Origin of the sequence: Bradyrhizobium sp., from assembly GCF_035273305.1 — a bacterium.
Taxonomy (GTDB): domain Bacteria; phylum Pseudomonadota; class Alphaproteobacteria; order Rhizobiales; family Xanthobacteraceae; genus Bradyrhizobium.
Genome location: NZ_DATEPI010000114.1, coordinates 1 through 22,545 on the forward strand (window position 1 = coordinate 1; position 22,545 = coordinate 22,545).

26 protein-coding genes and 2 tRNA genes are annotated in these 22,545 nt (G+C 60.0%); 14 read left to right on the forward strand and 14 right to left on the reverse strand.

Annotated elements, in window-relative coordinates; all coding sequences use genetic code 11:
• The 4 genes from folE to VJV58_RS07620 form a co-directional block, all read left to right on the forward strand.
• On the forward strand, positions 1–656 hold a 656-nt coding region (gene folE, locus VJV58_RS07605), incomplete at its 5' end, for a GTP cyclohydrolase I FolE (RefSeq protein WP_324136727.1).
• Positions 657–684: 28 nt separating this feature from the next.
• Positions 685–1,113: a phosphoribosyl-AMP cyclohydrolase gene (gene hisI, locus VJV58_RS07610; protein WP_324136728.1), complete on the forward strand. Its 429-nt coding sequence runs from the start codon at positions 685–687 to the stop codon at positions 1,111–1,113.
• 216 nt (positions 1,114–1,329) lie between these two features.
• Positions 1,330–2,334 (forward strand): transglycosylase SLT domain-containing protein, encoded by a 1,005-nt coding sequence (locus VJV58_RS07615; protein WP_324136729.1) that lies wholly within the window; start codon positions 1,330–1,332, stop codon positions 2,332–2,334.
• Between the two features lie 162 nt (positions 2,335–2,496).
• Positions 2,497–3,672, forward strand: coding sequence for a DUF2336 domain-containing protein (locus VJV58_RS07620; protein ID WP_324136730.1), 1,176 nt, complete (start codon positions 2,497–2,499; stop codon positions 3,670–3,672).
• Between the two features lie 52 nt (positions 3,673–3,724).
• Here VJV58_RS07620 and VJV58_RS07625 read toward each other — a convergent pair whose 3' ends face one another.
• The 3 genes from VJV58_RS07625 to VJV58_RS07635 all read right to left on the reverse strand — a co-directional run bounded on the left by VJV58_RS07625 (position 3,725) and on the right by VJV58_RS07635 (position 5,757).
• Complete coding sequence (locus VJV58_RS07625; protein ID WP_324136731.1) at positions 3,725–4,303, reverse strand: Hpt domain-containing protein; 579 nt, start codon at positions 4,301–4,303, stop codon at positions 3,725–3,727.
• A gap of 19 nt (positions 4,304–4,322) precedes the next feature.
• Positions 4,323–4,868: a response regulator gene (locus VJV58_RS07630; protein ID WP_324136732.1), complete on the reverse strand. Its 546-nt coding sequence runs from the start codon at positions 4,866–4,868 to the stop codon at positions 4,323–4,325.
• Positions 4,869–4,977: 109 nt separating this feature from the next.
• On the reverse strand, positions 4,978–5,757 hold the full coding sequence (locus VJV58_RS07635) for an NAD kinase (RefSeq protein ID WP_324136733.1): 780 nt from the start codon (positions 5,755–5,757) through the stop codon (positions 4,978–4,980).
• Positions 5,758–6,023: 266 nt separating this feature from the next.
• Between VJV58_RS07635 and VJV58_RS07640 the strand changes: the two genes are divergently transcribed.
• Positions 6,024–7,604, forward strand: a complete 1,581-nt coding sequence (locus VJV58_RS07640; protein WP_324136734.1) for a S10 family peptidase — start codon at positions 6,024–6,026, stop codon at positions 7,602–7,604.
• Positions 7,605–7,652: 48 nt separating this feature from the next.
• Here the strand turns inward: VJV58_RS07640 and VJV58_RS07645 are convergent, their stop codons facing one another.
• Both VJV58_RS07645 and VJV58_RS07650 read right to left on the reverse strand, forming a co-directional pair.
• On the reverse strand, positions 7,653–8,201 hold the full coding sequence (locus tag VJV58_RS07645; protein WP_324136735.1) for a tetratricopeptide repeat protein: 549 nt from the start codon (positions 8,199–8,201) through the stop codon (positions 7,653–7,655).
• 50 nt (positions 8,202–8,251) lie between these two features.
• Positions 8,252–8,791, reverse strand: coding sequence for a tetratricopeptide repeat protein (locus tag VJV58_RS07650; RefSeq protein WP_324136736.1), 540 nt, complete (start codon positions 8,789–8,791; stop codon positions 8,252–8,254).
• Positions 8,792–9,058: 267 nt separating this feature from the next.
• Between VJV58_RS07650 and VJV58_RS07655 the strand changes: the two genes are divergently transcribed.
• Together VJV58_RS07655 and VJV58_RS07660 are read left to right on the forward strand one after the other, a co-directional pair.
• Entirely contained in the window at positions 9,059–9,319 is a 261-nt protein-coding gene (locus VJV58_RS07655; protein WP_324136737.1) for a His-rich protein BRANT, read from the forward strand.
• A 179-nt stretch (positions 9,320–9,498) separates the two neighbouring features.
• Entirely contained in the window at positions 9,499–9,921 is a 423-nt protein-coding gene (locus VJV58_RS07660) for a hypothetical protein (protein ID WP_324136738.1), read from the forward strand.
• Positions 9,922–9,959: 38 nt separating this feature from the next.
• Here the strand turns inward: VJV58_RS07660 and VJV58_RS07665 are convergent, their stop codons facing one another.
• Positions 9,960–10,214, reverse strand: a complete 255-nt coding sequence (locus VJV58_RS07665; protein ID WP_324136739.1) for a hypothetical protein — start codon at positions 10,212–10,214, stop codon at positions 9,960–9,962.
• A 601-nt stretch (positions 10,215–10,815) separates the two neighbouring features.
• A complete protein-coding gene (locus VJV58_RS07670; protein WP_324136740.1) occupies positions 10,816–12,003 on the reverse strand; it encodes a serine hydrolase in 1,188 nt (395 codons plus the stop codon).
• Positions 12,004–12,277: 274 nt separating this feature from the next.
• On the opposite strand from VJV58_RS07670, the gene VJV58_RS07675 reads away from it, so the two are divergent.
• Complete coding sequence (locus VJV58_RS07675) at positions 12,278–12,988, forward strand: outer membrane protein (RefSeq protein WP_324136741.1); 711 nt, start codon at positions 12,278–12,280, stop codon at positions 12,986–12,988.
• Between the two features lie 152 nt (positions 12,989–13,140).
• Positions 13,141–13,380 (forward strand): hypothetical protein, encoded by a 240-nt coding sequence (locus tag VJV58_RS07680; protein WP_324136742.1) that lies wholly within the window; start codon positions 13,141–13,143, stop codon positions 13,378–13,380.
• 41 nt (positions 13,381–13,421) lie between these two features.
• On the opposite strand, the gene VJV58_RS07685 is transcribed toward VJV58_RS07680, so the two are convergent.
• Entirely contained in the window at positions 13,422–13,676 is a 255-nt protein-coding gene (locus tag VJV58_RS07685) for a hypothetical protein (protein WP_324136743.1), read from the reverse strand.
• A gap of 450 nt (positions 13,677–14,126) precedes the next feature.
• On the opposite strand from VJV58_RS07685, the gene VJV58_RS07690 reads away from it, so the two are divergent.
• A complete protein-coding gene (locus VJV58_RS07690) occupies positions 14,127–14,969 on the forward strand; it encodes a dienelactone hydrolase family protein (RefSeq protein ID WP_324136744.1) in 843 nt (280 codons plus the stop codon).
• An 86-nt stretch (positions 14,970–15,055) separates the two neighbouring features.
• Here VJV58_RS07690 and VJV58_RS07695 read toward each other — a convergent pair whose 3' ends face one another.
• The 5 genes from VJV58_RS07695 to VJV58_RS07715 all read right to left on the reverse strand — a co-directional run bounded on the left by VJV58_RS07695 (position 15,056) and on the right by VJV58_RS07715 (position 18,171).
• Positions 15,056–15,616, reverse strand: coding sequence for a hypothetical protein (locus VJV58_RS07695; protein WP_324136745.1), 561 nt, complete (start codon positions 15,614–15,616; stop codon positions 15,056–15,058).
• Positions 15,617–15,964: 348 nt separating this feature from the next.
• Positions 15,965–16,522, reverse strand: coding sequence for a hypothetical protein (locus VJV58_RS07700; protein WP_324136746.1), 558 nt, complete (start codon positions 16,520–16,522; stop codon positions 15,965–15,967).
• Positions 16,523–17,574: 1,052 nt separating this feature from the next.
• Positions 17,575–17,778: a GDCCVxC domain-containing (seleno)protein gene (locus tag VJV58_RS07705; protein ID WP_324136747.1), complete on the reverse strand. Its 204-nt coding sequence runs from the start codon at positions 17,776–17,778 to the stop codon at positions 17,575–17,577.
• A gap of 12 nt (positions 17,779–17,790) precedes the next feature.
• A complete protein-coding gene (locus VJV58_RS07710; RefSeq protein WP_324136748.1) occupies positions 17,791–18,057 on the reverse strand; it encodes a hypothetical protein in 267 nt (88 codons plus the stop codon).
• Between the two features lie 39 nt (positions 18,058–18,096).
• Positions 18,097–18,171: transfer RNA gene (locus VJV58_RS07715), tRNA-Thr, on the reverse strand.
• Between the two features lie 1,049 nt (positions 18,172–19,220).
• Here VJV58_RS07715 and VJV58_RS07720 point away from each other — a divergent pair.
• From VJV58_RS07720 to VJV58_RS07730, 3 genes are all read left to right on the forward strand, one after another.
• Positions 19,221–19,919, forward strand: coding sequence for an urease accessory protein (locus tag VJV58_RS07720; RefSeq protein WP_324136749.1), 699 nt, complete (start codon positions 19,221–19,223; stop codon positions 19,917–19,919).
• Between the two features lie 158 nt (positions 19,920–20,077).
• On the forward strand, positions 20,078–20,572 hold the full coding sequence (locus tag VJV58_RS07725; RefSeq protein WP_324136750.1) for a hypothetical protein: 495 nt from the start codon (positions 20,078–20,080) through the stop codon (positions 20,570–20,572).
• 34 nt (positions 20,573–20,606) lie between these two features.
• The gene (locus VJV58_RS07730; protein ID WP_324136751.1) at positions 20,607–20,939 is read left to right on the forward strand and encodes a hypothetical protein; all 333 of its coding nucleotides are present in this window, start codon (positions 20,607–20,609) and stop codon (positions 20,937–20,939) included.
• A gap of 79 nt (positions 20,940–21,018) precedes the next feature.
• On the opposite strand, the gene rlmB is transcribed toward VJV58_RS07730, so the two are convergent.
• Positions 21,019–21,846: a 23S rRNA (guanosine(2251)-2'-O)-methyltransferase RlmB gene (rlmB, locus tag VJV58_RS07735; protein ID WP_324136752.1), complete on the reverse strand. Its 828-nt coding sequence runs from the start codon at positions 21,844–21,846 to the stop codon at positions 21,019–21,021.
• Between the two features lie 200 nt (positions 21,847–22,046).
• On the opposite strand from rlmB, the gene VJV58_RS07740 reads away from it, so the two are divergent.
• Positions 22,047–22,132 (forward strand) — tRNA-Tyr (locus tag VJV58_RS07740).
• The last annotated feature ends 413 nt before the right edge of the window (positions 22,133–22,545 follow it).

Sequence of the window (22,545 nt, forward strand, 5' to 3'; positions counted from 1 at the left end):
CCGAGGCGAAGTTACCCGAGGGCCGTCCGGCTGAGCTCGACCCTTCGGAATTCCTGGCGGCCGTCGTCCGGGCCGACCAGCCGCGCCCATCAAGGGCTGAAGCCGAGCAGGCGGTGGAGACACTGCTTAGCTACATCGGCGAAAACCCCGAGCGGGAGGGGCTGCTCGACACCCCGCGCCGCGTGGTAGAGGCATTTGATGAGCTTTATCAAGGCTATCACCAGTGTCCGGCAGAGGTCCTCGATCGCACGTTCGGAGAAACGGCCGGCTATGACGATTTCGTGCTGATCCGCGACATCGAATTCACCTCCCAATGCGAGCATCACATGATGCCGTTCTACGGCAAGGCTCATATCGCCTACACGCCGGTCGAGCGGGTGGTCGGGTTATCGAAGCTGGCGCGGCTTACCGATATTTTTGCCCGCCGTTTGCAGACCCAGGAGCACCTTACGGCCCAGATTGCCGCCGCGATTGACGAAATCCTCAAACCGCGTGGCGTTGCGGTGATGATCGAGGCGGAGCATACCTGCATGTCGGTGCGCGGCGTCGCCAAGCACGGTGCGATGACGTTCACCAGCCGCTTCACCGGGATGTTCCGGGACAATCCGTCGGAGCAGGCGCGCTTCCTGTCCATGTTGCGAGGGACCCAGCGTTAGCCCTCGCTTAGAATTCGCGAGGACTGACGTGTCCACATCAGCAAAATCGAACGACCGCGAGGAGGGGCTGACGTTCCAGCCCAAATTCGACTCCGCCGGCCTTGTCAAATGCGTTGCGACCGACGCCGGGACCGGCGAGGTCCTGATGGTCGCGCATATGGATGATGAAGCTTTGCGCAAGACCATCTCGAGCGGAGAGGCCTGGTACTTCAGCCGCAGCCGCAAGGCGCTCTGGCGCAAAGGCGAAAGCTCCGGGCATGTACAGCGCGTGATCGAGATGCGGGTCGATTGCGATCAGGATGCGATCTGGATTCGGGTCGAACAGATCGGGGCGGCATGCCACACCGGTCGCCGCTCGTGCTTCTACCGCAGTGTGACGCAGGGCGTGGGCGGAGCGCGATTGTCGTTCGTCGATGCCGAGAAGCTGTTCGATCCCGCAAAGGTCTACGACAGGTAGGCGTAGCGGCGGAGATATTGCAGTCTGGCATTCGCGGCCGCGACGGCAGTTACTCCGCGTCAGCCGTCGGTTGCAACCCAGCTGTAAAGAGCTCAACACCGGCAAGCCTGGTTCTTAACCAGTCGTTAACCATATTTCCCGCACTGTCGCGGCGGTGAGCGCTATTGAGTTGCTCTTTGGCCGAGCGGTCGTTTCGCCGGGAGCGGGGCAGCACCTATGTCGGTTGACTCGTCAAACGCCTCCGGAGGCGCAGGTCTAGACCCATCGCGGCTGCGGATTGCCGGCGCGATCAAACAGGCTGCCACCAGCAACGGCACCAGCTTCGAATACTTGCTCGCCACCGCCAAGATGGAATCCAATTTCAATCCGACGGCGAGCGCTTCGGCATCGTCCGCGCGGGGGCTGTTTCAATTCATCGACCAGACCTGGCTTGGCACCGTCAAGGAAGCGGGCGCCCACTTGGGCTACGGCAAGTACGCCGATGCCATCAGCAAATCACCCTCGGGCAGCTATTATGTGAGCGATCCGGCCGCGCGAACCGCGATCATGGACCTGCGCGACGACCCCGCCGCCGCCTCTTCGATGGCCGCGGTCCTAACCCAGTCCAACAGTTTCAAGTTGACCGGCAAGATCGGCCGCCGGCCGACCGACGGCGAACTTTACATGGCGCATTTCATGGGCGTCGGCGGCGCGGCCAAGCTCATCACCAACGCCGAAGATAATCCGCAAGCCTCTGGAGCGCGGCTGTTCCCGAATGCCGCCGCCGCGAACCCTTCGATCTTTTACGAGCGCTCGGGTCGCGCGCGCACGGTATCGGAAGTCTATTCAGTGCTGACCTCGCGCTATGCCGGCGCCGCAAGTTCTCACGCCACCCGAACCGCGATCGCCTCGCTTGGCGATACGCCGAAGGTGGCGCTCGCCAGCGCTGCGGCTATCGACAATGCGGCTTACCTCTCGACTTTTCCGAATGCCCGTTCGGCGGCACCGGAGACGGCTGCCTCAACGGCGACGGCCGCCGGCGTGATGCCGACGTTCCGCTCTCTTTTTCAGGCCGGTAGTAGAACCGAGCCGGTCTCGTCTGCGGTGCGTGAGCTGTGGGGCAATTCTTCCTCGCTGACCTCTGTTGCCGCAAGGGTTGCGGCGTCATCGACGCAAATTCCTGAGGTGCGCGCCCCACAACCGCTCGACCTTTTTAGCGATCGCAAGGGCACGTTCAGCTAGCCGCACCCTTTTCGCAAACCCAATGCCGCCGGCGCAGCCTTAACAAAACGTCAATAAAACCAGCCGTTTATGGTGAACGCTTTGTTAAGCGTCGTGGTTTATTTTCTGTTTTATCGACATCGCATCACGATGTCTTTTCAGGTTGCGTAAGCCGGCAGGCCAATGATCGTTCGGCAGTTCATCAGTTGGATAAGGACCGCTTCCGCGGGCGAGCGGGCGGAGGCGACGCGCTCCCTGGCGCGAGCCTGGCTGATTTCGGATCTGAGCGGGGATGACCGAGCCGCCGCTGAGGGCGCGCTGTTGATGCTGCTGGACGACGCGTCCCCGCTGGTGCGTCAGGCCATGGCCGAGGTATTTGCCCGCAGCGCGGAAGCGCCCGCGGCGATCGTACAGGCGCTGTCGCTCGATCAGCCCTCGGTGGCGCTTCCGGTGCTCGAACATTCGCCGCTTCTGATCGATGCAGATCTCGTGGACATCGTCGCGACCGGCAGTTGCGAAATCCAATGCGCCATCGCGCGCCGTATCAATCTTCCGGCCGCGGTTTGCGCCGCGATCGCGGAGGTCGGCACCGCGGCTGCGGCGCTCGAGCTGATCGAAAACGCGCATGCCGAGCTCGCGCCGTTTTCGTGGGATCGTATCGTCGAACGGCACGGCTATCTCGCCGCGATCCGGGAATCGATGTTGGTGCTGGAGGATCTGCCGTCAGCAACACGGGCCGCATTGGTGGCAAAACTTTCGGAGACCCTGGCGCAATTCGTTGTCGCGCGGAATTGGTTGAGCGCTGATCGGGCAGTACGGATCGCGACCGAGGCGCGCGATCGCTCGACCGTCAACATTGCGGCCGGCTCGCGCGGCGAGGACATGAGTGGGCTGGTGCGGCATTTACGCGCCACAGGCCAGCTCACTGCCGGACTTATCCTGCGTGCTCTGTTATCGGGCAATATCGAACTGCTCGATCATGCGCTCTCGGAACTGTCGGGGCTGCCGCTCGCGCGTGTCTCCGCGCTGCTGCACGATCGCGGCGGCGCCAGCCTGTATGCGCTGCTCAAGCGCGCCGGGTTGCCGGATTCGACGTTCGCCGCGTTCCGCGTGGCGCTCGAAGCCTGTCACGAGATCGGATATGTCGGTACACCCGGAGGCGCAGCCCGATTGCGGCGCCGAATGGTCGAACGTGTGCTGACGCATTGTGAAAACGACCAGCACGGCGCGGAGCCGCTGTTGATTCTGCTACGGCGCTTTGCGACCGAGTCCGCGCGTGAAGAAGCCCGCACGTTCTGCGATGACGTCGTTGCGGATGGACCGATCGCGTCCATGTATGATGAGATGATCGCGGCCTAAGGCTTTGCCGTTGTTCGCGCGAACCGGGGGAGGGTATCTGAAAGCCGCGAGCCTAATCTGCCGGCATGATGCTCGGCGCAAGGATGGCTTCGAGGTGGTCGGGGCGATTGCGGTTGGCATGTTTGAGATATTGATCGGCGATGCCCCGCAATTGGCGGCTGAGTTCGGTTGCCATTGCGACCGTGTCCAGCTTGGTGCGCTCGCGCACAATCGCCTGGATGGCATTGATATGATGCGCAATCAGATCAGACGGCACATGATCGAGTTCAGGCGCGTGCTCGATAATCCTGCAGAGGCTGTCGGCCGCGGCGCCAGCGGAGGGATAGCCGAACGTGGCGGCGTCGCCTTTGATGTCGTGAGCGGCGCGAAACAGCTCTTCACACGAAGCATTCGTAAAGCCGTGCTTGAGAATGGCAGCGTGAGCAGCCGAGAGCCGGTCGGCCTCTATCCGCATCCATCGCTTGAACTCGCCTGACAGTCCTGCCAGCGCTTTTTCCGCACGGGCAATTGGGTCATCAAGATCCCTTTCGCCAACACGCCGCAGCACCTTGCTCAGGGGATTGGCCTGCGTGATCACGTGATGGTCGGAGAACTTCTTGATCTCGATCGTGCCGCGCGTGTCTCTCGCCATCATGATGTCCTTCGCGCGATTAAACGGCGGTGCGTGCCTTGTCGAGCAGCGATGGCTGCTGAAGCACTTCCACTTCGCCGCCGACGCGGCGCTCCGGCCCGATATAGGCGTTGCTGGTGTTGCGGCGCCGATCCGGGCCGAAATAGGTCTTCGTCTTGATGAACGGCCGCGGATTGGCGACCACGTTGAGGATGCGCTGATAAAGCCCCTTCGCCGAGATCGGTTTGGCGAGGAATTCGGTCACGCCGGCGTCGCGCGCCACCGTGACACGCCGCTTCTCCGAGTGCCCGGTCAACATGATGATGGGGGCGAACGGATTGCCCTTGGATTCCGGCTGCCGGATCATCTGCGCCAGTTCGAGCCCATCAAAGATCGGCATCGACCAATCGGTGATGACGATATCGGGAACGTAGTGGCTGTACATCTCGAGCGCGGTGGCGCCGTCTTCAGCTTCGTACACTTCGCGCGCGCCGAACGAATGCAACAGCGTCCGTAAAATGCGGCGCATGTGCGGATTATCGTCGCACACAAGAAATCGCAGCTTATTGAAATCGATGCGGAACATGAGCATGCCTTGGGGTACCGAGCAGAACGGTATACCCGGCGTTAACCATATCGCGCCGACGGTTAAGGAATGGTTGCGGCTATCAAGAGCGCAGCGGAGCAATCGGGCCTCAATAGCCGAATTGTTCGCTCAGGATCCGCTCTTCGAGGCTATGCCCGGGATCGAATAGCATCCGCATCGAAATGCTTTTGTCGGATAGCACTTCGACGCGCCGAACATCGCGCGCCTCATCATGGTCGGCGACTGCCGCCACGGGGCGCTTCTCGCTCTCCAATACTTCGATGACGACGTAGGCCGTGTCGGGCAGTAGTGCCCCGCGCCAGCGGCGCGGACGAAACGGACTTATTGGCGTCAACGCCAGAAGAGCGGCGTTGATCGGGATGATCGGCCCCTGTGCCGAGAGGTTATAAGCGGTCGATCCCGCCGGCGTGGCCACCAGTATTCCATCCGCGATCAGCTCGGCCATGCGTTCCCGCTCGTCGATCATGATCCGCAACCGTGCTGCCTGGTGCGTTTGGCGAAACAGCGCGACTTCGTTGATGGCGTGGTGAAGGTGCACGGCGCCGTGCACGTCGGTGGCACGCATCAAGAGCGGATGGATCAAGGATTCCCTGGCAGCCGCGAGCCGGGCGTGCAGATCGCCTGTCGAATATTCGTTCATAAGAAATCCGACGGTGCCGCGATGCATGCCGTAGATCGGCTTGCCCGTGCGCATGTGCCGATGCAGCGTCTGGAGCATCAGTCCGTCACCACCCAGCGCGACCACGACATCGGCATCGGCGGGATCGTGATTGCCGTACAGCTTGACCAACTGCGCCAGCGCCTGCTGGGCCTCCGCGCCGGCGCTCGCGACAAAGCCGATCCGTTCATATCGCTTTGGACTGGTCATGGGATCGCTGCTCATTGCGCTGACGGGAGTAGGTTGCGCGGAGGTCGTCTATACGATCTTGGCTGCGATTGTCGAGACAGGCCCGCACCGCGGATGTCACTGGATCGTGCGGTGAGATCAACTGCAAGTTCAGCTATTCGTTCGCTTGATTGGAATGCCATGGTGGTCGCGATTTTGAGCCATAAACCGGCGCTATAGAAGTGAATCTCGGCTGACATGGTAAACGTGGCCGTCCGGCCGAGGGCGGAAACAGGAGAACAACAAACATGAGCGTCCGTCTCGCCGCCGCGCAGCTTACGCGTGGCGCCGCCGCAGTTCTCGTTTTCCTGATGATCAGTCCGGCGTCGGCCCAGAATGCGCCGCCCAGCGATCAGGCGCGGCCCGATCTGATGCCTTCGGCTCAGAAATCGGGCGCACCCGGCGGCCGCGCCGCAACTCCGGCCTCGCCGGCCGTCGCCGAGCAGCACCGTTTACCGCCTGATTCAACGACCAAGCAGACACTCGCGCTCTCTGATCGCACGCTGGCCTTTACGGCCACCGCCGGCTCAATTCGTCTGTTCGATGAAAAGGGCGAGCCGCAAGCCGATATCGCCTACACGGCGTATCAGCTGGATGGGACGGATCCGGCCACCCGGCCGGTCACGTTCTTCTTCAATGGAGGGCCTGGCGCAGCTTCCGCTTACTTGCAGCTAGGCGCGGCCGGCCCGTGGCGGCTGGACATCAACGGCGAGGCCGCTATTCCCTCCGCTCCGCCCGATCTTCAGCCGAACGCGGAGACCTGGCTGGATTTTTCCGATCTCGTCTTCATCGACCCCGTCGCCACCGGCTATAGCCGTTTCGTCGCGTCCGGTGATGAGGTGCGCAAAAGATTCTTTTCGATCGACGGCGACGTGAGTTCGATCGCGGTCACGATTCGTCGCTGGCTGGAAAAATCGGGCCGCTTGCTGTCACCCAAGTTCGTGGTCGGCGAAAGTTACGGCGGAATTCGCGGTCCGAAGATCATTCGCAATCTGCAGGTTCAGCAGGGTGTCGGGGTGAAGGGCCTGATCATGGTTTCACCTCTGTTCGACTTCCGGGAATTTACAGGCTCCAGCGTGCTGCAATTTGTGGGTCGCCTTCCCACGATGGCAGCGGTGGCGCGCGAGGCAAAGGGCCCGGTGACACGCGCCGACATGGCGGATGTCGAACTCTATGCGCGCGGCGAATTTCTCGCTGATCTCGTCAAAGGCGAAGCCGATACCGAAGCAACCACTCGGCTTGCCGACAAGGTCGCAAGCTTTACCGGGATCGACCCGGCCGTCACGCGCAGGCTGGCCGGTCGACTGGATGCGATGGAATTTCGCCGCGAATACGATCGAAAGGACGGTAAAGTGACCGGACGCTATGATGCGTCGGTCATGGGCCTCGATCCTTATCCGGATTCCAGCTCCTTTCATTTCAGCGACCCGTCCGGCGAAACGTTGATCGCTCCCCTGACCAGCGCTGTGGTCGATCTCACCAGGCGCAAGCTGAATTGGCGACCAGACGGCTCATATCGGTTGCTTAATGGAGAGGTCGAGAAGGCGTGGGATTTCGGCCGCGGTATAAGTCCTGCTCAATCCACTTCGCAGTTGCGCGAGATTCTTGCGCTCGATCCGAAGCTGAAGGTGTTGGTGGGGCATGGGTTGTTCGATCTGGCGACGCCGTATTTCGCCTCGAAGATCCTGCTCGACCAGCTTCCGGCCTTTGCCACGCCGGAACGCGTGAAACTCGTCGTCTATCCTGGCGGACACATGTTCTATTCGCGCGACGCGTCACGCCGGGCCTTCCGGGCCGAGGCCGACTCGATGATGAAACAAGACAAATGAGAACCGGCGCGACCCTCGCGAGTCGCGCCGGCTGTATGTGTTCCGAATTCAGTAGACGAGACCGGTGCCCGGCGGTTTCTCGAGCGCGGCGGCAAGCGAGCGATATTCCTCGCTATTGGTGCCGGCCAATGCGGCGATCCGGCTCAGGTGATATTGCGCCTGATCGCGATTGCCCTGTTCGACCTGCCAGAGCCCATAATATTGCCAGGTCTTGACGTGGGTCGGATCGGCCTTCAGCGCGCGCTCGTACCAGATTTGCGAGACCTTGTAGTCGCCGAGCTTGCGATAGGAATAGCCGATCAGATTGGCGACGGCGGCCATTTCGTCATGGCCAAGCGCCTTCAACTGCTCAATGGCGGAAGCGTAATCGTGTCGGTCGTAGATGGTGGTGTAGGCCGCGCGATAGCCTTTTGCGAATGCGGGGTCTTCAATAGCCGGGCTGACTTCGCTGGTCTTTTTCTTGCCCTTGGATTTCGTCGAGGAGGGCGGCGGCGACGGCGGATCGTTATCGGGAGCGGCGTATCCGATCACGGGTGCCGCGACCAGCGCCAGCGCTACCGCTGATAGCGTCAGAAACCTAATCGCATAGTTGCTCATGCAGCTCTCCTGTTGGCGGTATGAAGGTGAGAAAGGCTCGATGCATTGGATCAGTAGACGAGACCGGTGCCCGGCGGTTTCTCGAGCGCGGCGGCAAGCGAGCGATATTCCTCGCTGTTGGTGCCGGCCAACGCGGCGATCCGGCTCAGGTGATATTGCGCCTGATCGCGATTGCCCTGTTCGACCTGCCAGAGCCCATAATATTGCCAGGTCTTGACGTGGGTCGGATCGGCCTTCAGCGCGCGCTCGTACCAGATTTGCGAAACCTTGTAATCGCCGAGCTTGCGATAGGAATAGCCGATCAGATTGGCGACCGCGGCCATTTCGTCATGGCCAAGCGCCTTCAACTGCTCAATGGCGGAAGCGTAATCGTGTCGGTCGTAGACCGTGGTGTAGGCCGCGCGGTACCCAGCGGAGAATCGGTCCTGCTCAAGACTGGAGCTCTTGCCCTTTTTTTCCTTTTTGGAGGACGACGCCGGCGGCGAGGGATTGTCATCCCCCGCGGCGTGGACCGGCGTGAGCAGGGGTGCGGCGATTAGCGCCATGCCAAGCGCTGCCGCCGTGAAAAACCTGATCGCAAATTTCATCATCCATGGCTCCCGAGTGCTCGATCCTATACCGGCCGTGTGGCTTTTGAACACCTCGAGAATGTCAACATTCCCGACCTTTGACGTTATTTCTCTTTTTGCCGGCGGATGCACGGAGCTGACAAATCACATGCGCGTCACAAAGATGAACGAACTCCATTGTGGCGCTTCAGGGTGGGTTCATGGCGAAGCGCTCAAAATCGCATCATGATCGACAGGCACGGCAATCCAACCGGAGACCTCTTGGTCGATCGAGATGAGGAGACGACCATGTTGAAGACCATTTCCGCGACACTGCTTGCGGTTTCCGTTCTCGCGGCACCGGCGTTGGCCGCCGGCCAGGGCGACACCGCAAAGGCGCCAGCCACCAAAGCCCAGCAAGTGAAACCAGTGAAGACGAACATGCTGAACGCTAATGCCACCATGAAGCGCCACCGGGTGCGCCATCATCGTCACCACAAGCATATGGGCGCGCTCAAGAAGCACCACATTTCCACGATCGCGATCAAGCACCAAGACAAGCGCGGCTGAAATCGATTTCGGTCGGCATGACCCTGATAGATCGGCCGGCTCGTCCCCCATTTTCGAATGGCGGCGGGCCGGCTGTTTTTCATGTCATGTGGGCAGATGTTGAATAGCCCAGATGCGAATTCCATTTCGCCGGCCAACAGTCTAGAACCGCTTCCAATATTGGAACCGAGTCCCACTGGATGATACTAGCACAGCGTGTCGCGATCCTGCTGCTCCCGATCGCGCTTGCGGCCTGCGCCGGGACGGACGAGGAGAGCAGGGATGCAGGCATTACCATCGACAATGGCAGTGCCATTCAACCATTCCCCGCCAATTACCGCACCGAATTGCTGGCGTTCATGAAAACCTATCTCAACAATCCGGTCGGGTTGCGCGACACTGCGATGGCCGAACCGGTGCAGCGTAGCGTCGGCGGGCGCATGCGTTACGTGAGCTGCGTGCGCTTTACCCCGCGCGAGGCGGATGGGAGCTATCGCGAGCAGCGGGAACGGGCGATCGTCTACGTCAATGGCAGGCTTGACCGGGTTATCGAGAAGGCGAGCGACGTGTGTGCCGGCGCGGTGTACGCGTCTTTCCCCGATCTGGAAAAGCTGACGCGCTAACAAGGCAGCGACCGGTTCAATCCTATTCGGATTGGGATCTAGTCGTCTTCCATGGTGAGAAACACCACCCCCGTAAGAGTCGCTCCAATCCCGAACGTCAGGGCTAGCGTTCCGACCAGCACGGTGAAAGCATGAGTTCCTCCGTGTTCGACTAGGTTGGCAATGCCTGACGGGTTGAGGAAAATCAGGAACAGCGCGAACCCGAGACCCATTGCCGTGCCCATGGCGGCATGACTGAGTAGCCTCAATACCCCCGACGGACTTGCCAAGCCCGCTGGCTTTTTCGTCCGCATTTGCGCTCTCCACGTCCTCCCGCGAGAACGCTCCAATGACTTGCCCGGTTCCTTCGGAAATTAGTCAATGAGTGGGGGGCGGAACCAGCCCGGCTTTCAGCGGATATTCAGAAACGATGCGCGATGATTGGATGCATTCCACTCGGGGAGTTGAGCCGTGAGTAACGTGGTGTTCTTCCGTCGTTCTCTTGCTTACCGTCACGCGGCCCTCGAAATGCTGCGGAACGCGCGCGTTTTGCCACCCGGCCCAGACCGCTCCGCGATGCGTCACCTGGCACGCGCACTGGCTGATCTGGCAAAAACTGAAGCCTGGCTGGAGGGACAGCCACGGTCGCGTTCTCTGAACCTGACCGCGAGCCAGCCGCGCCGAACCAGCCGCTCCGGAGCCTGATATGTACGATCGCGAGGCTTGCGTAACCGAAGGCCGCATCTTTGAAGCCGATAATTTCGTCAGGTGTGGCGTGTGTCAGGGCTGGTATCATCGGAGCGATCCGCACGCGGTAGCGCAGCACCGGGGTCCTTTACCCCATCCGGTGCCAAACCCACGAACCGCCTGGGCAGACGAGGACGATGAAGCGTCGGCTTGAGCGGCCGCCGTTGCTTATAAAAAGTGTGCCGCGATCGCATCAAAACCTCGCCGCCAGCCGTGCACGTGATCGAAATCTAGCGGCGTAGCCTCGGACGCCATCCTGACGACAACCAGCTCGGCTTCCGGATGAATGTAAATCCACTGACCGTGAATGCCGAGCGCGCAAAGCACGTTCCTAGTCCGATCGATACGGTACCATTTGCTCCGGTAACTCGCCTGCGGAAACATTTCTGCTAGTTCCGAACGCTCCCATGCGGCCGAATTGCCGTGCTCGTTGATGTCATCGATCCATGCACCGGGCACGACCTGCCGGCCATCGGCAACTCCGCGGCGCCGGATCATCTCGCCGAAGCGGGCGAGGTCGCGAGGCGTGACGCAGATGCCGCCCGCCGCCCGCATTGCATTCCGGGCATCGACGGTGATGTAGGCGTGGCGCTCGGCACCTAGGGGGCTCCACAGATAGTCACTCACCAAGTCCGCATAGGGCCGGGCGCAGGCGCGCTCATATATCCAGCCGAGTACGTCGGTATTGGTCGAAACGTAATGAAAAAGTTCGCCGTGCTTCTGACCGTCTGGCTTCTGTTGGCCGAGGAAGCTGCGCAGGTCGATGGGCGTTTCGCCCGGCGGGAGTGGATCCCAGCCTGCCGCATGGCGGTACCGAATCACGTCGCCCTTGGGATCTTCGTAGTCTTCGTTGAACGCGATCCCGACCGCCATATCCAGAAGATGTCGGATCGTGCACCCGCCATAGACGGACGAGGCCAATTCGGGAACGTACTCGGTGACAGCATGATCCGGATCGAGCAGTCCACGATCGGCCAGAATTCCGCCGAGCATTCCGCAAATGGATTTGCTGACCGAGAAAATGATGTGCGGCGTGGTGGCGTTCATGCCGTGACCGTACCACTCCATCGCGATCCGGCCGCGCCTGAGAACGATGAATGCGTCCGTGTGAGTAGCGGGGAGGGCTCGGCCGATGCTGCTGGGTTTGCCATCGTGAGTGCTGAATTCGATGTGTCTTATTTCTTCGAGCGATGTTTCGAGCCCCACCGCATGGCGTGATGCCGGGATGTCGGCGGTTGGGATCAGCCGGCGAACGTTTCGAAAACCCCAGGCGCTGAACGGGGCCCTGCGCCAGTTCGCCAAAGTCACAACCCGGTCCGGGGGCGGTGGAAACTCCTCCATCAAGGCAGCGGTCATTTTTTCTCCTGCATTTGTTTTCGTTGAATTGGCGGTCGTAAAAAGCGGCTTACGCGAAGGCTTTTAGCTTGCAGCCGGTTTGGGCTACGCGTTAAACCGAAAACCAGCACGCGCCCCGGCCGTGGAAAATTCCCTTCCTGCTGGAACAAACAACGTCTGTTGCGCGGCCGTCACAGTTGGCAATCATCACACGTCCGGCATTGCCGCGAAGCAACCAAATTCACGCCATGATGTTTGGATTGTTGTTCGACAACAATAACGGGGATCACCGGTTATGAGGAAGTTTCTGCTCGGCGGAGCTGCTTTTTTCGCGCTCGCAGCGCCTGCGCTCGCGGCGGACATACCTGCGCGCACCTATACCAAAGCTCCGGTCTATACGCCGCCGCAAGCCGTCTACAATTGGACGGGATTTTATATCGGCGGCCATCTCGGCGGCGCGTTCGCTGGCAACGACAGCCTGGAAGGAAGCGGCGCAAGGTTTTTGGGTGGCGTGCAGGGCGGCTTCGACTATCAGTTCGCCACAAACTGGGTCGTAGGCGCGGAAGCCCAATATAGCTGGCTTTCCAACAACAACAGCGGCGTGCTTTTCCCCGGCAGCACCGTTGTGACGACCAATAACAACCAGCTCGGCTCGGTTACGGGCCGGCTGGGTTACACCTGGGGGCCGGCGCTGCTCTACGCCAAGGGAGGCTACGCCTGGCGCGACGACCCCAATATCGGTGTTTCGGTCGGCGGGGCGCCAGCGGCGTTCACGACAAATGGCGATCGTAATAACGGCTACACAGTGGGTGCCGGCCTCGAATACATGTTTGCGCCGAATTGGTCTGCGAAAGCCGAGTACCAGTATTATAACTTCGGCAACACCACTTTTACCACCGGACCCGCCTCGATCGCTGGGGCGCGGTTTCGCGATGACGAGCACACCGCTAAGCTCGGCATAAATTATCGGTTCGGGTGGGGAGGGCCTGCTGCTCCGCGCTACTGACGCGCGGCCGGGACCAGAGGCAAAAGATAAGGCGGGCGGTGAGCCGGCCTTTGTTTGGAAGACTCCAGCTAATTGGAAAAATAATTTCGCGCGCCCGGGAACCGGGAACTCAATTGGTTATTGTGGGGCTGGCCGGTTGGGGACCACAAAACATGCGAACCGTCTTGTCGGGTTTGATTTTGTCCGCGCTCACAGTGCCCTGCTTTGCTCAAAATGTCCTGAAATCCGAGCCACTTGTGCTGGCGCCTTATGAGATCGCCTACGTGCAGGCCGCCTCCTGTCCTCTGGGCAAGGTGCTGAAAGTCACGGGCGCAATCAGGGGCCTGCATCGCAAAAAGATCTGCGTGATGCTGTCGGCCAACCAAGCCTCGCTTGCGACGGCGATCCCCTGAAGCCAGGCCGTACGCAGCCCGGGTGTCCCACCTGAAGCCGATTACGAGCTGAGCTGAAACTCCTGCTCCTCTTCCCGATCGGCGTCGGCTTGGTTCTTGGCGGGGTCTTCCTGCGGCTCCGGGCGGCACGGCCTGATCTCGTAGTCATTGTCCAGAACCGGCCGCGGCGTCGGCACATCTTCGTCCGAGATGACGTCCACCACCAAACCGCTTTTACGGGCGTGTTTCCAAACGTCCGCTTCGGTGGGATAGGTTTTGCTCAGCTTGGCGTCTTTGCTGAATAGCGCGTATGGCATGCGTCGCTCCGCGAAACCCGTTTAACGCGGCCGAGGCGGCGGAGTTTCAGCTGGCCCATTGTCCGCTCACGCCTACGTGAGCTGGAGCCGGGCTGCTTCGAGCAGCCTGAGTCGTAAACGAGTTCTAAATCGGCAGAAAAATAAAATCCGGGACTCCCAGACTAGAATCGCCGGATGTTTTTGGCGTCATGGTGACGAGCTTTGAAACATCCGGAAAGAGAGTGCATGCCGCGCTGACGGTCGCGTTGCTGGCGGCGTGCGCGGCCAATCTGGTGCTGGTCTGCTCCTGGCTCTAGGGCTGAAAAGGGCCCCGTCCGACACAAGCGCGTGAACGTCGATCAGCTGCGTCTGCCAGCAGACGTCACGATAGTTGAAACCCGGTTTTAGCGATATCATCCGGCGGACCTTTCGCCAAAAGACCATTCCGAGCTGCACATGGAAGGAAATTCCGTGAGGCATTCAACATCGGTTCTTTCGGCCATCGCGGTTTTCGTTTTTTTCGCCGCGCTGTCTCCGTGCAACGGGCAGCAGCAATTGCTCCGGGCCGCAGAACCGGTGCAAATCTCTCTCAGCCCGTTGCCATTCGTGCTGCAAGGTTTACTGCGGCATCCGGACGTTGACGGTCGTTTGCCAGCAGTCGTGCTGCTTCCGATCTGCGAGGGTTATGCCAGATCACTCGACGAGGATTGGGGCGCAAGAATAGCCGGATGGGGGTTCGTTACGTTGACCCTCGACAGCTTCGGCGCGCGGGGACTTAAGAATTGCGGGCGCGGTTCACCACCCTATCTGGACCTGTCCGTGGATGCGTATCGCGGATTGGAATTTCTGATTCAGAAAAACTACGTCGATCCGAAGCGCATTGCGCTAGTCGGATTTGCATGGGGCGCCTGGCAGACTCTTTCGGCGACCGAGCGCGGCACGATTGAACGTGCCGCCGCACACAAGTTTCGTGCGGCCGCAGCGTTCTATCCCGCCTGCGACAGCTTCAAAGGAGTGATGACCGTTCCCACCCTGATCGTCATCGGTGAGCGCGATGACTGGGCCTCGGCCGATGCCTGCCGCAAATTGGCCGCCGGCGAAGATGACATGGGAATTTCCCGGCAAAAGGATGTTGGCGCACCGATTCAGTTGATGGTTCTTGCCGAGGCATCTCACGGGTTTGACCTTCCGGCGTTTCAGACGCCGATCCAGTATCAGGGCGGTCATCACCTGGCGTTCGATAAATCAGCCGCTGAGCATTCGCGCGAAGGGCTGCGCAAGTTTCTTCAATCCACCATCGGGCAACGTCCATAGCCGTCTGCCGATCGCTTTTTCACGAACCGATTGGGATCGTGAAGGTCCGTCCGATCGTGATCAACACATGCCAGGCGAAAACTTTTCTAATCCCGCCTCGAAAGGATGGCATCCCATATTTCGTTTTCGGTACAGATGTTGGCGGTGCCGTAAGCATTTTCCTCGAAGACGTGGCCGGCTTCCTTGTAGTGTCCCTTGTATCCACCGACGAGTATTTCGTCTGATGCCTTTGCCTGGTCACGGACCCAATGAACGAGCTCATGAAGCAGGGTTCTCATCAACCGATTGCCGGCTCGATTTGGATCAAGATCGAAGCCGAACTCAAGTGCGTCGAACCAGAAGGAAGTGATGATTACAAACGGCTTCCTTAAGCCGAACGTATCGGTGAATCCGCATGCGTCGACGATCCTGCCTTGCACGGGGGGTTTGATAAGCCCCTCATGCACATCGACTAGCGGTCCGGCTGCCCACCTCAAGGCCCTATCCTTGGCAAGCTTCTCGGCCACCTTGGGAGACTGGAATTGATCGTCGGCCATGCAAGCGTCGAGAAACGCGTCCCGTATCTTGGGCTGTCCCTTTAAGGTACCTTCGATGCCCTGAATGTATCGGGCAGACTTTGGGTACTTTTGGATGTCGCTCGGGTCCATATGCACCGGGTCTTCCTCCACAAACGTCCGAGAGCGGGCTCGATTCGACCCGGATTGCTGTATCGGACGCTGCCACTCATCCAAATTCTTGGGCAGCATCCGATCCGCACGCATCGTTAGTAGGTTTCTGGCAGCAGAGGTTCAGAATGGAATCCCAATTGTTAGCGCGCGGGCTCGCCTCAGCTTCGGCGAGAGCGCCCAAAAAGGCTTTCTAATTGGCTCGGCCCTAATCTTCCAGAACTGTACAGACGGGTCACACCAACGCGTGCACTGACGATCACGTCAGGGAAGCACTTGAATCGGGTGTCTGGAGTTCGGCAACGCGTCCTGCTCGAATCTCACAACCAGTCAACGCGTTCGCGCGAAGCTTTGGGACGGCGCACGATTCGGCACGCCGAAAATCCCGAAAAAGCCCGGCGGTGTGGGCTGCTTTAATCGGCGTTGCGCAATACGCCGGCCCCGCCGCGGAGAGGGCGATGCCTGGTCGACGTGCTGCCGAGCTAGCGCCAATTCGTTTTCCAGGCTTGCGATCTTATCCAGCGCTTGCTGAAGCTCCGTCCTCGTGGTCTCGGCCGTCTGCTTTAATAGAGTCTCGCGTTCCTGTGCTTCCGCGAGCGCCTGCCGCGCGTTGTGCAACTCATTTTCCATCGCATCTGCGCGCCGATTTTCCGGGCTCTGTGTTGGTGCTCTACCAACTGTGACCGGCCCCGCCGAAGCAGGCATGGTGCCTGTATCGGCTTCCGCCTGCGGCGGTGTCGCTGCCAGGCTGATTTTCCGCGGCTGGTCCATCAGCGAACCCTCGGGCGCACTCGCAATGCCTAACCCATCTGACAGACCAGTGCGTTTGGCCGCATAGGCAGCGACATCGCCGCGGAAATACATGCCAGTAAGTGATACCGCGACCATGGCGGCGCCGCAGGCGGCAGCAAATCGACGCCGCGCTTGGGAGTGGTGCGCTTTTTTACGCGGGACCTGGTTGTCTAAACTCGCAAATTTCACAAGCTCTGAGCTCGCCGCCATCGGAGGGCGCACGAAAGCGTCCGTCGAGGCAGGTGTCCGCCGCGGCTTCGCGCCCAAATTCGGGAAGGTACCCCCCTGCAGCAGGCTGCTGGAGTTGTAATCACCTCCGAGATGTTCAGCCCGCTGTACAGTATGCCAATGCGTTGGGGTGATCTTGCAGGGCTTGCCGTTTTCCCCGACCCAAGCACCTTCCTGAGCTGACCACTGAGCGAGCTCATATGTCCCATTGGTGTCATCCTCAAGGATGACAGCCTTCCCGTCTTTCGGCACCGTTTCGATAGGGCGACGCATGCTCTCGTTCTCCCGTTGAAACTGACGCATTCCCGGTTGCTGGTTGGCGCCTAATCTCGTCGCCAAGCCTAAACGCTGACAGACGGCTTTCTCGACTTGGCTATCGCTGCGGACACGCTACTAGCAAAGTGATTTTGGTTCGTGGATACGGCGTCAGCCTGTGCGTCCGGTTGCTGAATGGGATCAGCATTCAGCATAGCCCCATTCTCCGCACGCACTATGTCTTTGGTCTTGATTAGCTCAGCCCTCGGCACAACGCTTTCCGCTGTCTCTGGGTCACCTCTGATGGTCGGCAAAACGTCTTCCGTGGGCGCCCGGAGGTTTCGCCATAGCAACAGGAAGCCACTGACGAGAAGAACGACAGTGAACAGATCGAACATCATTGGGAGCATCGGCCACAAGCGATGGACCTCTTGAGTTCTGAGTCCGGTCTTTTGTCAGGCTGGCGGCAATTGAGATGAATTGGTCGCGTCTTCCGTCACCTTAGCTTTCCCCACCCGGCTCCGATCCACAAAACGGAACTTACCTATGACTCGGAACATTGTTGATGGTTCCAACGACGCGTCTCGTTTTGTGAAAGTCTCGACCGGCCTCGACCAAGCCACAGCAGCTAAATCCGCGGCTGGTTACAGAGGCCGCCAACCTCGCTACTCACAGCATTTGCCATCTTGTTGGACCGGCGGGCACGGCACCGAGCCGTAGGAGCAGAACACGCAGCAATCGCCAGCAAGCGGCTTAAGACGCTCACCGCAGCGCTTGCAGTCGTAGAAGAATTGGCAGGCGTCTGTCGGCATAGTCTCTGTCGTCGGTTGATTGCAGACCGGGCAGGTGATGGTCGATTCCAGGATCATGCTGGGGCGGCCTCACGGTTCGACGCGAATGCGGCAGGAAGAGCAAATAAAGTCGATGCCATAGCTGGTTGTGATGACTTCGAAGCCGTCCGGTATGCTATCGGCGGTCGGGATATCATCATCATCTTCTTGAGACAACGCAGCCGTTCCGGTTCTATGGCATGTGGGGCAGCGCAGCTGTTCGGTCCAGTGGTCGGCCATGCGGCTAAATGATTTTGAGGCTGCGATGGTTTCAAGCTGACGACCGAAACGACGCCGGAAGGAAGGCGTGTTGGTCACCTCAACAGCTAGGGAAACGCAATTAGGAAAGGTGTTTGCTGGTGCCGGTTGAGAGGATTGAACTCCCGACCTTCGGTTTACAAAACCGCTGCTCTACCGCTGAGCTAAACCGGCAAACCGTGTGTTTTAAATAGTTACAGGGGTTGTTCCCTGCCACTGGAATCGCCAGGGTACACGCTGGCGATTTTCTTTTGGCTCATTTGCGGTCCCTGTACCATGTGTTGGCTGTAGGGGCCAGTGCGGGCACGCACCAACCGGCCGCTATTGCTTGGTAGATTGCAGGAGGCTTTTTGTCTGCTCGCATGGAGCCGTCGACCTTCGCCTCGATGACGTATTTTTCACGTATGTTACGGTAGGTGGCATCTCTCATTTCGAGCGCGCCTTGGCGTTGGCTTGGCCGTCAAAATCGGCGTGACAGGCTTGTTACGAGATGTTGCACCGTCTCACCGGGGCCAGTCTGCCCCAGGTGCTAACGTGAAAGCGTGACACCATTGCACAGCTAAATGCATGCGGTGGAGAAGTCACCTCCGAGCTCATTGGCGGAGCCGCTCTGAGGACGCTCAACCGCTCACTTAATTGCAGACCTCCTCGTTCCATCCGTTCAACTCTTGCTCAAGATGACAGCCCTTCCTCACCGGGCGACAGGGGATATTTCTTTTACAGTAAATTAGCAGGGGCACCTGAACTTTCGCTTGCCTCAATATGCGTTTTTCGTGCCTCACCGGACTCCTGACATTTTGATCGGTTGTTTGGGCATCCGTCTGCGCAACCGAAACGAGCGCGAAAGCTATTCCGGCGAAAAGGAGTGACAAGGATCTCATGGCCGCTCCTCCAACATTTGAATAAGATGCTGCTGACTGGATCGAAAACCAAAAAAAGCAAGATGACAAGGACCGTTGTGGTCACAGCCACATCGGGTAAAGGACAAGGTGGCAGCGTAGCACTCTTGCCGACGTTTTTGGGCTTCGGCGCACTCGATCGGCTGGCTCAGCATCAGGTCCGAGTTGCCGACTTCGTCTCGGATTGTCTGTCCTTGCCAGCACTCAAACATGTGTGATGAATTGAGGTCGCCCGCGAGCTTCCGCAATTCACGTCGACATAAATATAAATAACGTCCCTGGCTCTGCTGTTGGGGATCAGGAAGGCTGGGGACCAGGGCGCGCATGTTCGGAATTCTGGGGCTGGGTTTTCTGCTGGGAATGCAGCACGCGCTCGAGGCCGACCATATCGCCGCGGTCTCCTCGATTGCGGCGCGCCGCACGGAAGTCGCCGATATTGTCAAGCATGGCCTGACGTGGGGACTCGGCCATAGCCTCACTCTGCTGGCGTTTGCCGCCGTTGCGATCGTGTTGGGCCACGCGATGCCTGAAGCTTTTGCGCGGCCGATCGAGACGGGCGTCGGGATCATGCTGGTTGGCCTCGGCGCGCATGTGCTTTGGCGGCTGTGGCGCGATCGAGTGCATTTTCACCCCCATGTGCATCCGGACGGCACGGTCCACTTGCACGCCCACGGTCATGCCGGAGAACGCATATCGCACGGCAGCTCGTCGCATGCTCATGCGCACGGGAGCGGCTTTCGCTGGCGCACGTTGCTGGTGGGACTCATGCACGGCATGGCAGGCTCGGCCGCATTGCTGTTGCTCACGGCATCGCAGGCGCCCAGCGCAGCGATCGGGCTCGGTTACATCGCGCTGTTCGGCGTCGGCTCGATGATCGGGATGGGTGCGCTGTCGGTAGTTATTGCCGTGCCGCTGGTGGTATCCGCGCGTTGGCTGAGCCTTGCCAACAGCGGACTGCAGGGCGCGGTCGGCGCCATCACCATCGCAATCGGTGTCAGCACTATCATTGCGACCACGGCTTGAGCAGATCGCGCCAGTTAACGTTTGCTGATCCTGGTCGCTTGCAATTGAGCGGGCCCCAATCCTCGCGCGTTAGTCTTACCGGCAGTTTTGGTCGGGCTTTTTAACCCTTCAGCCGGCCCATTGCGTTAAGCTATGTTGAGCGATCGGAACCCGCGTCAATGCGTATTTGGTTAGCCTTTGCCATTGTGATCGGAACGGCGTCCGCGGCTTTGGCCGACACCGCGCCCGTCCTCGTCATTCCCGGCCGCCCCGGCGTGCCCATCATTATCAACGGCATCGACGCGTCCTATGCTGTGGTCGAAGGCGACTGGGGGCTCGCCAAGGGTGAGCACTTCACGCCGGTCATCTATGGCGGCCGCTATGCCGATCCGACGCCGAATGTCGGTCACTATTATCCAAGCGCCGGATATCAGCCCGGTTACGGTCGCCTGGAGATCGAACCGCCCGCGAACCGTCGCCTGCCACAGCCCGCCGAGGGCTATCATGAGTCATGGTCGGCGCAATCTGCCCCACAGTCGGTGCAGCCGGAGGTACCGATGTATCCGCCGCAGGTGATTGTCGCGCCGCCAGGGGGCGATGCGGGCATACCGCAGGATTTCTCAGCGCCGCTGCGGAACTTTCCGCATCGAAAACTGCCGAAGGTTCCTCGTTGAATCCAGACCAAGAAAATTTCTACAGGAGAGCGTAATGCGTCAAATGATTTCAGGAATGGTAGCGGCAATCGCCGTGGTGACCGCGAGCGCCGCGCCGGCGCTGGCATGCGGATTTGGCTATGCGCCCTGCGCGAGGCCTCAGGTCTATGTTTCCCCGGCACCCTTCTACAGTTATTCGGACTGCTATGCCGGTTGCGGCGGTTGGGCCTATGAGCGGCTGCCTGATCCGCTACATCAGTACTATTTCGTCAACCAAGGCCCGACCTATACCGGTCCGGGCAACTTCGCGCCCTATCCATTTTATCGCGAAGACGCATATGGCTGGCGAGGCTATCGCCACCACCGGCACTATCATCACTATCGCTAGACTTTGCGCTGAAGACCGGCTCTGATAATCCGGCGAGACATCAGCGCGCCCGTTCGCATCGCGAGCGGGCGTTGTTTTTTTAACTCATCAGCCCGAGCCTGAAAGAGCCGATATAAAGCGCCAGCACCGCGGCATTCGAAACGTTGAGGCTTTTGATTTCGCCGGGCATGTCGAGCCGCGCCAGCCCGCTGCAGGTGTCGCGCGTCAACTGCCGCAAGCCCTTGCCTTCCGCGCCCAGCACCAGCGCCAACGGTTGCCGCAATGCCATCTCGCCTAGATTTTCATTCCCCTTGCTATCCAGCCCGACGGTCATGAAACCCTGGTCATTCATTTCGGTGAGCGCGCGCGCGAGGTTTTGCACCGTGACCAGCGGCACCAGCTCAAGCGCCCCGGACGCCGATTTGGCTAGCACGCCGGTCGCCTCGGGGCTGTGCCGCGCAGTGGTGACGATCGCCTTGACCGCAAACGCTGCCGCCGACCGCATGATCGCGCCGACGTTGTGCGGATCGGTGATCTGGTCGAGCACCAGCACGATGCCTTGCTGCGGCAAGGAGTCGATATCCGGCGAGGGCAGAGGCTCGGCTTCCGCGAGCAAGCCCTGATGAACCGCGTCCGGACCGAGGCGCTGATCGATCACGGCCGGGCGCACCATCTCCGGCGTGACGCGCGTAGGGATGTTTTCATCCGCCAGCCGACGCGCGGCGTTCTCGGTCAGCATCAGCTTGAGAATGTGACGTTGCGGGTTCGCCAGAGCCGCCACCACGGTGTGCCAACCGTACAAAATAACTGGACCATCCGCGGCGGCCTCGCGGCCGCGCCACGCCGGCCGGCGACCGGTTTCGCGGCGCTTTTCGGGCGGCTTGCCGCCTCCGTGCCGGAAGTGTTGCTTTCGATCGCGATCCCTCATGGGCCAGCTTGTGTCACGGGTTCCTGAGAATGGCAATTTGAGTGACTTGAGCTCTGGTTGGCGGCTGACCTTGGTTGACTTGGGCGGGGTGCTTCGCCCATAAACGCGCCGACCGGGCGCCCGTGATCGGGTCCGCGGTTTCAGCGTCATCAAAGGCCGTGCTTTCGCCATTTCGGCGGGTGGCTGCGATGCTGTTGAGAGGGGAAGTGTCCCGAGTGGCAAAGGGAGCTGACTGTAAATCAGCCGCCTCATGGCTTCGAAGGTTCGAGTCCTTCCTTCCCCACCATCTTGTTTTCGGGAATTTGGAATTACTCAGGTTTCTTGCCTGACACCCGCCCATCCCCGGGAGGTGAGGCGCGGGCCTTTGTCCTTGCGGACATACCGGCGTCCCATGACGGTTGGCTTCACGATGAAGGTGCGGCGGGCGAGGAGCCACAACAATCTCCTCATCCGGCGCAATTTCAGTTGGCTGTGGTTCCTCACCCAGCGTGCGCTGTCCTAAACTGGATTGTCAGCATGCATGTACATCTCAGCTGTTTTGGCCTGCGGAGAAGATTCAGCAGAGTTTATCGTCCTTACGAAGCGTATCGAGGGGTCCATCGCAGAAGCTGACCATGCACTCCCGTTTGCTGTATAGTCAGCATATTGATGCCATCAAATCCGCTCGTGAGGCGAGGATGGATCGGCGCGCGTTCATTG

Coding starts and splice junctions, on each gene's coding strand:
- VJV58_RS07665 (WP_324136739.1), bottom strand. CDS start 10,214: ATGCGGACGAAAAAGCCAGCGGGCTTGGCAAGTCCGTCGGGGGTATTG.
- VJV58_RS07660 (WP_324136738.1), top strand. CDS start 9,499: ATGATACTAGCACAGCGTGTCGCGATCCTGCTGCTCCCGATCGCGCTT.
- VJV58_RS07645 (WP_324136735.1), bottom strand. CDS start 8,201: ATGAGCAACTATGCGATTAGGTTTCTGACGCTATCAGCGGTAGCGCTG.
- rlmB (WP_324136752.1), bottom strand. CDS start 21,846: ATGAGGGATCGCGATCGAAAGCAACACTTCCGGCACGGAGGCGGCAAG.
- VJV58_RS07650 (WP_324136736.1), bottom strand. CDS start 8,791: ATGATGAAATTTGCGATCAGGTTTTTCACGGCGGCAGCGCTTGGCATG.
- VJV58_RS07625 (WP_324136731.1), bottom strand. CDS start 4,303: ATGGCGAGAGACACGCGCGGCACGATCGAGATCAAGAAGTTCTCCGAC.
- VJV58_RS07720 (WP_324136749.1), top strand. CDS start 19,221: ATGTTCGGAATTCTGGGGCTGGGTTTTCTGCTGGGAATGCAGCACGCG.
- VJV58_RS07655 (WP_324136737.1), top strand. CDS start 9,059: ATGTTGAAGACCATTTCCGCGACACTGCTTGCGGTTTCCGTTCTCGCG.
- VJV58_RS07635 (WP_324136733.1), bottom strand. CDS start 5,757: ATGACCAGTCCAAAGCGATATGAACGGATCGGCTTTGTCGCGAGCGCC.
- VJV58_RS07640 (WP_324136734.1), top strand. CDS start 6,024: ATGAGCGTCCGTCTCGCCGCCGCGCAGCTTACGCGTGGCGCCGCCGCA.
- VJV58_RS07685 (WP_324136743.1), bottom strand. CDS start 13,676: ATGCCATACGCGCTATTCAGCAAAGACGCCAAGCTGAGCAAAACCTAT.
- VJV58_RS07680 (WP_324136742.1), top strand. CDS start 13,141: ATGCGAACCGTCTTGTCGGGTTTGATTTTGTCCGCGCTCACAGTGCCC.
- VJV58_RS07695 (WP_324136745.1), bottom strand. CDS start 15,616: ATGGACCCGAGCGACATCCAAAAGTACCCAAAGTCTGCCCGATACATT.
- VJV58_RS07705 (WP_324136747.1), bottom strand. CDS start 17,778: ATGATCCTGGAATCGACCATCACCTGCCCGGTCTGCAATCAACCGACG.
- VJV58_RS07630 (WP_324136732.1), bottom strand. CDS start 4,868: ATGTTCCGCATCGATTTCAATAAGCTGCGATTTCTTGTGTGCGACGAT.
- VJV58_RS07670 (WP_324136740.1), bottom strand. CDS start 12,003: ATGACCGCTGCCTTGATGGAGGAGTTTCCACCGCCCCCGGACCGGGTT.
- VJV58_RS07620 (WP_324136730.1), top strand. CDS start 2,497: ATGATCGTTCGGCAGTTCATCAGTTGGATAAGGACCGCTTCCGCGGGC.
- VJV58_RS07675 (WP_324136741.1), top strand. CDS start 12,278: ATGAGGAAGTTTCTGCTCGGCGGAGCTGCTTTTTTCGCGCTCGCAGCG.
- VJV58_RS07700 (WP_324136746.1), bottom strand. CDS start 16,522: ATGGTCGCGGTATCACTTACTGGCATGTATTTCCGCGGCGATGTCGCT.
- VJV58_RS07725 (WP_324136750.1), top strand. CDS start 20,078: ATGCGTATTTGGTTAGCCTTTGCCATTGTGATCGGAACGGCGTCCGCG.
- VJV58_RS07730 (WP_324136751.1), top strand. CDS start 20,607: ATGCGTCAAATGATTTCAGGAATGGTAGCGGCAATCGCCGTGGTGACC.
- VJV58_RS07615 (WP_324136729.1), top strand. CDS start 1,330: ATGTCGGTTGACTCGTCAAACGCCTCCGGAGGCGCAGGTCTAGACCCA.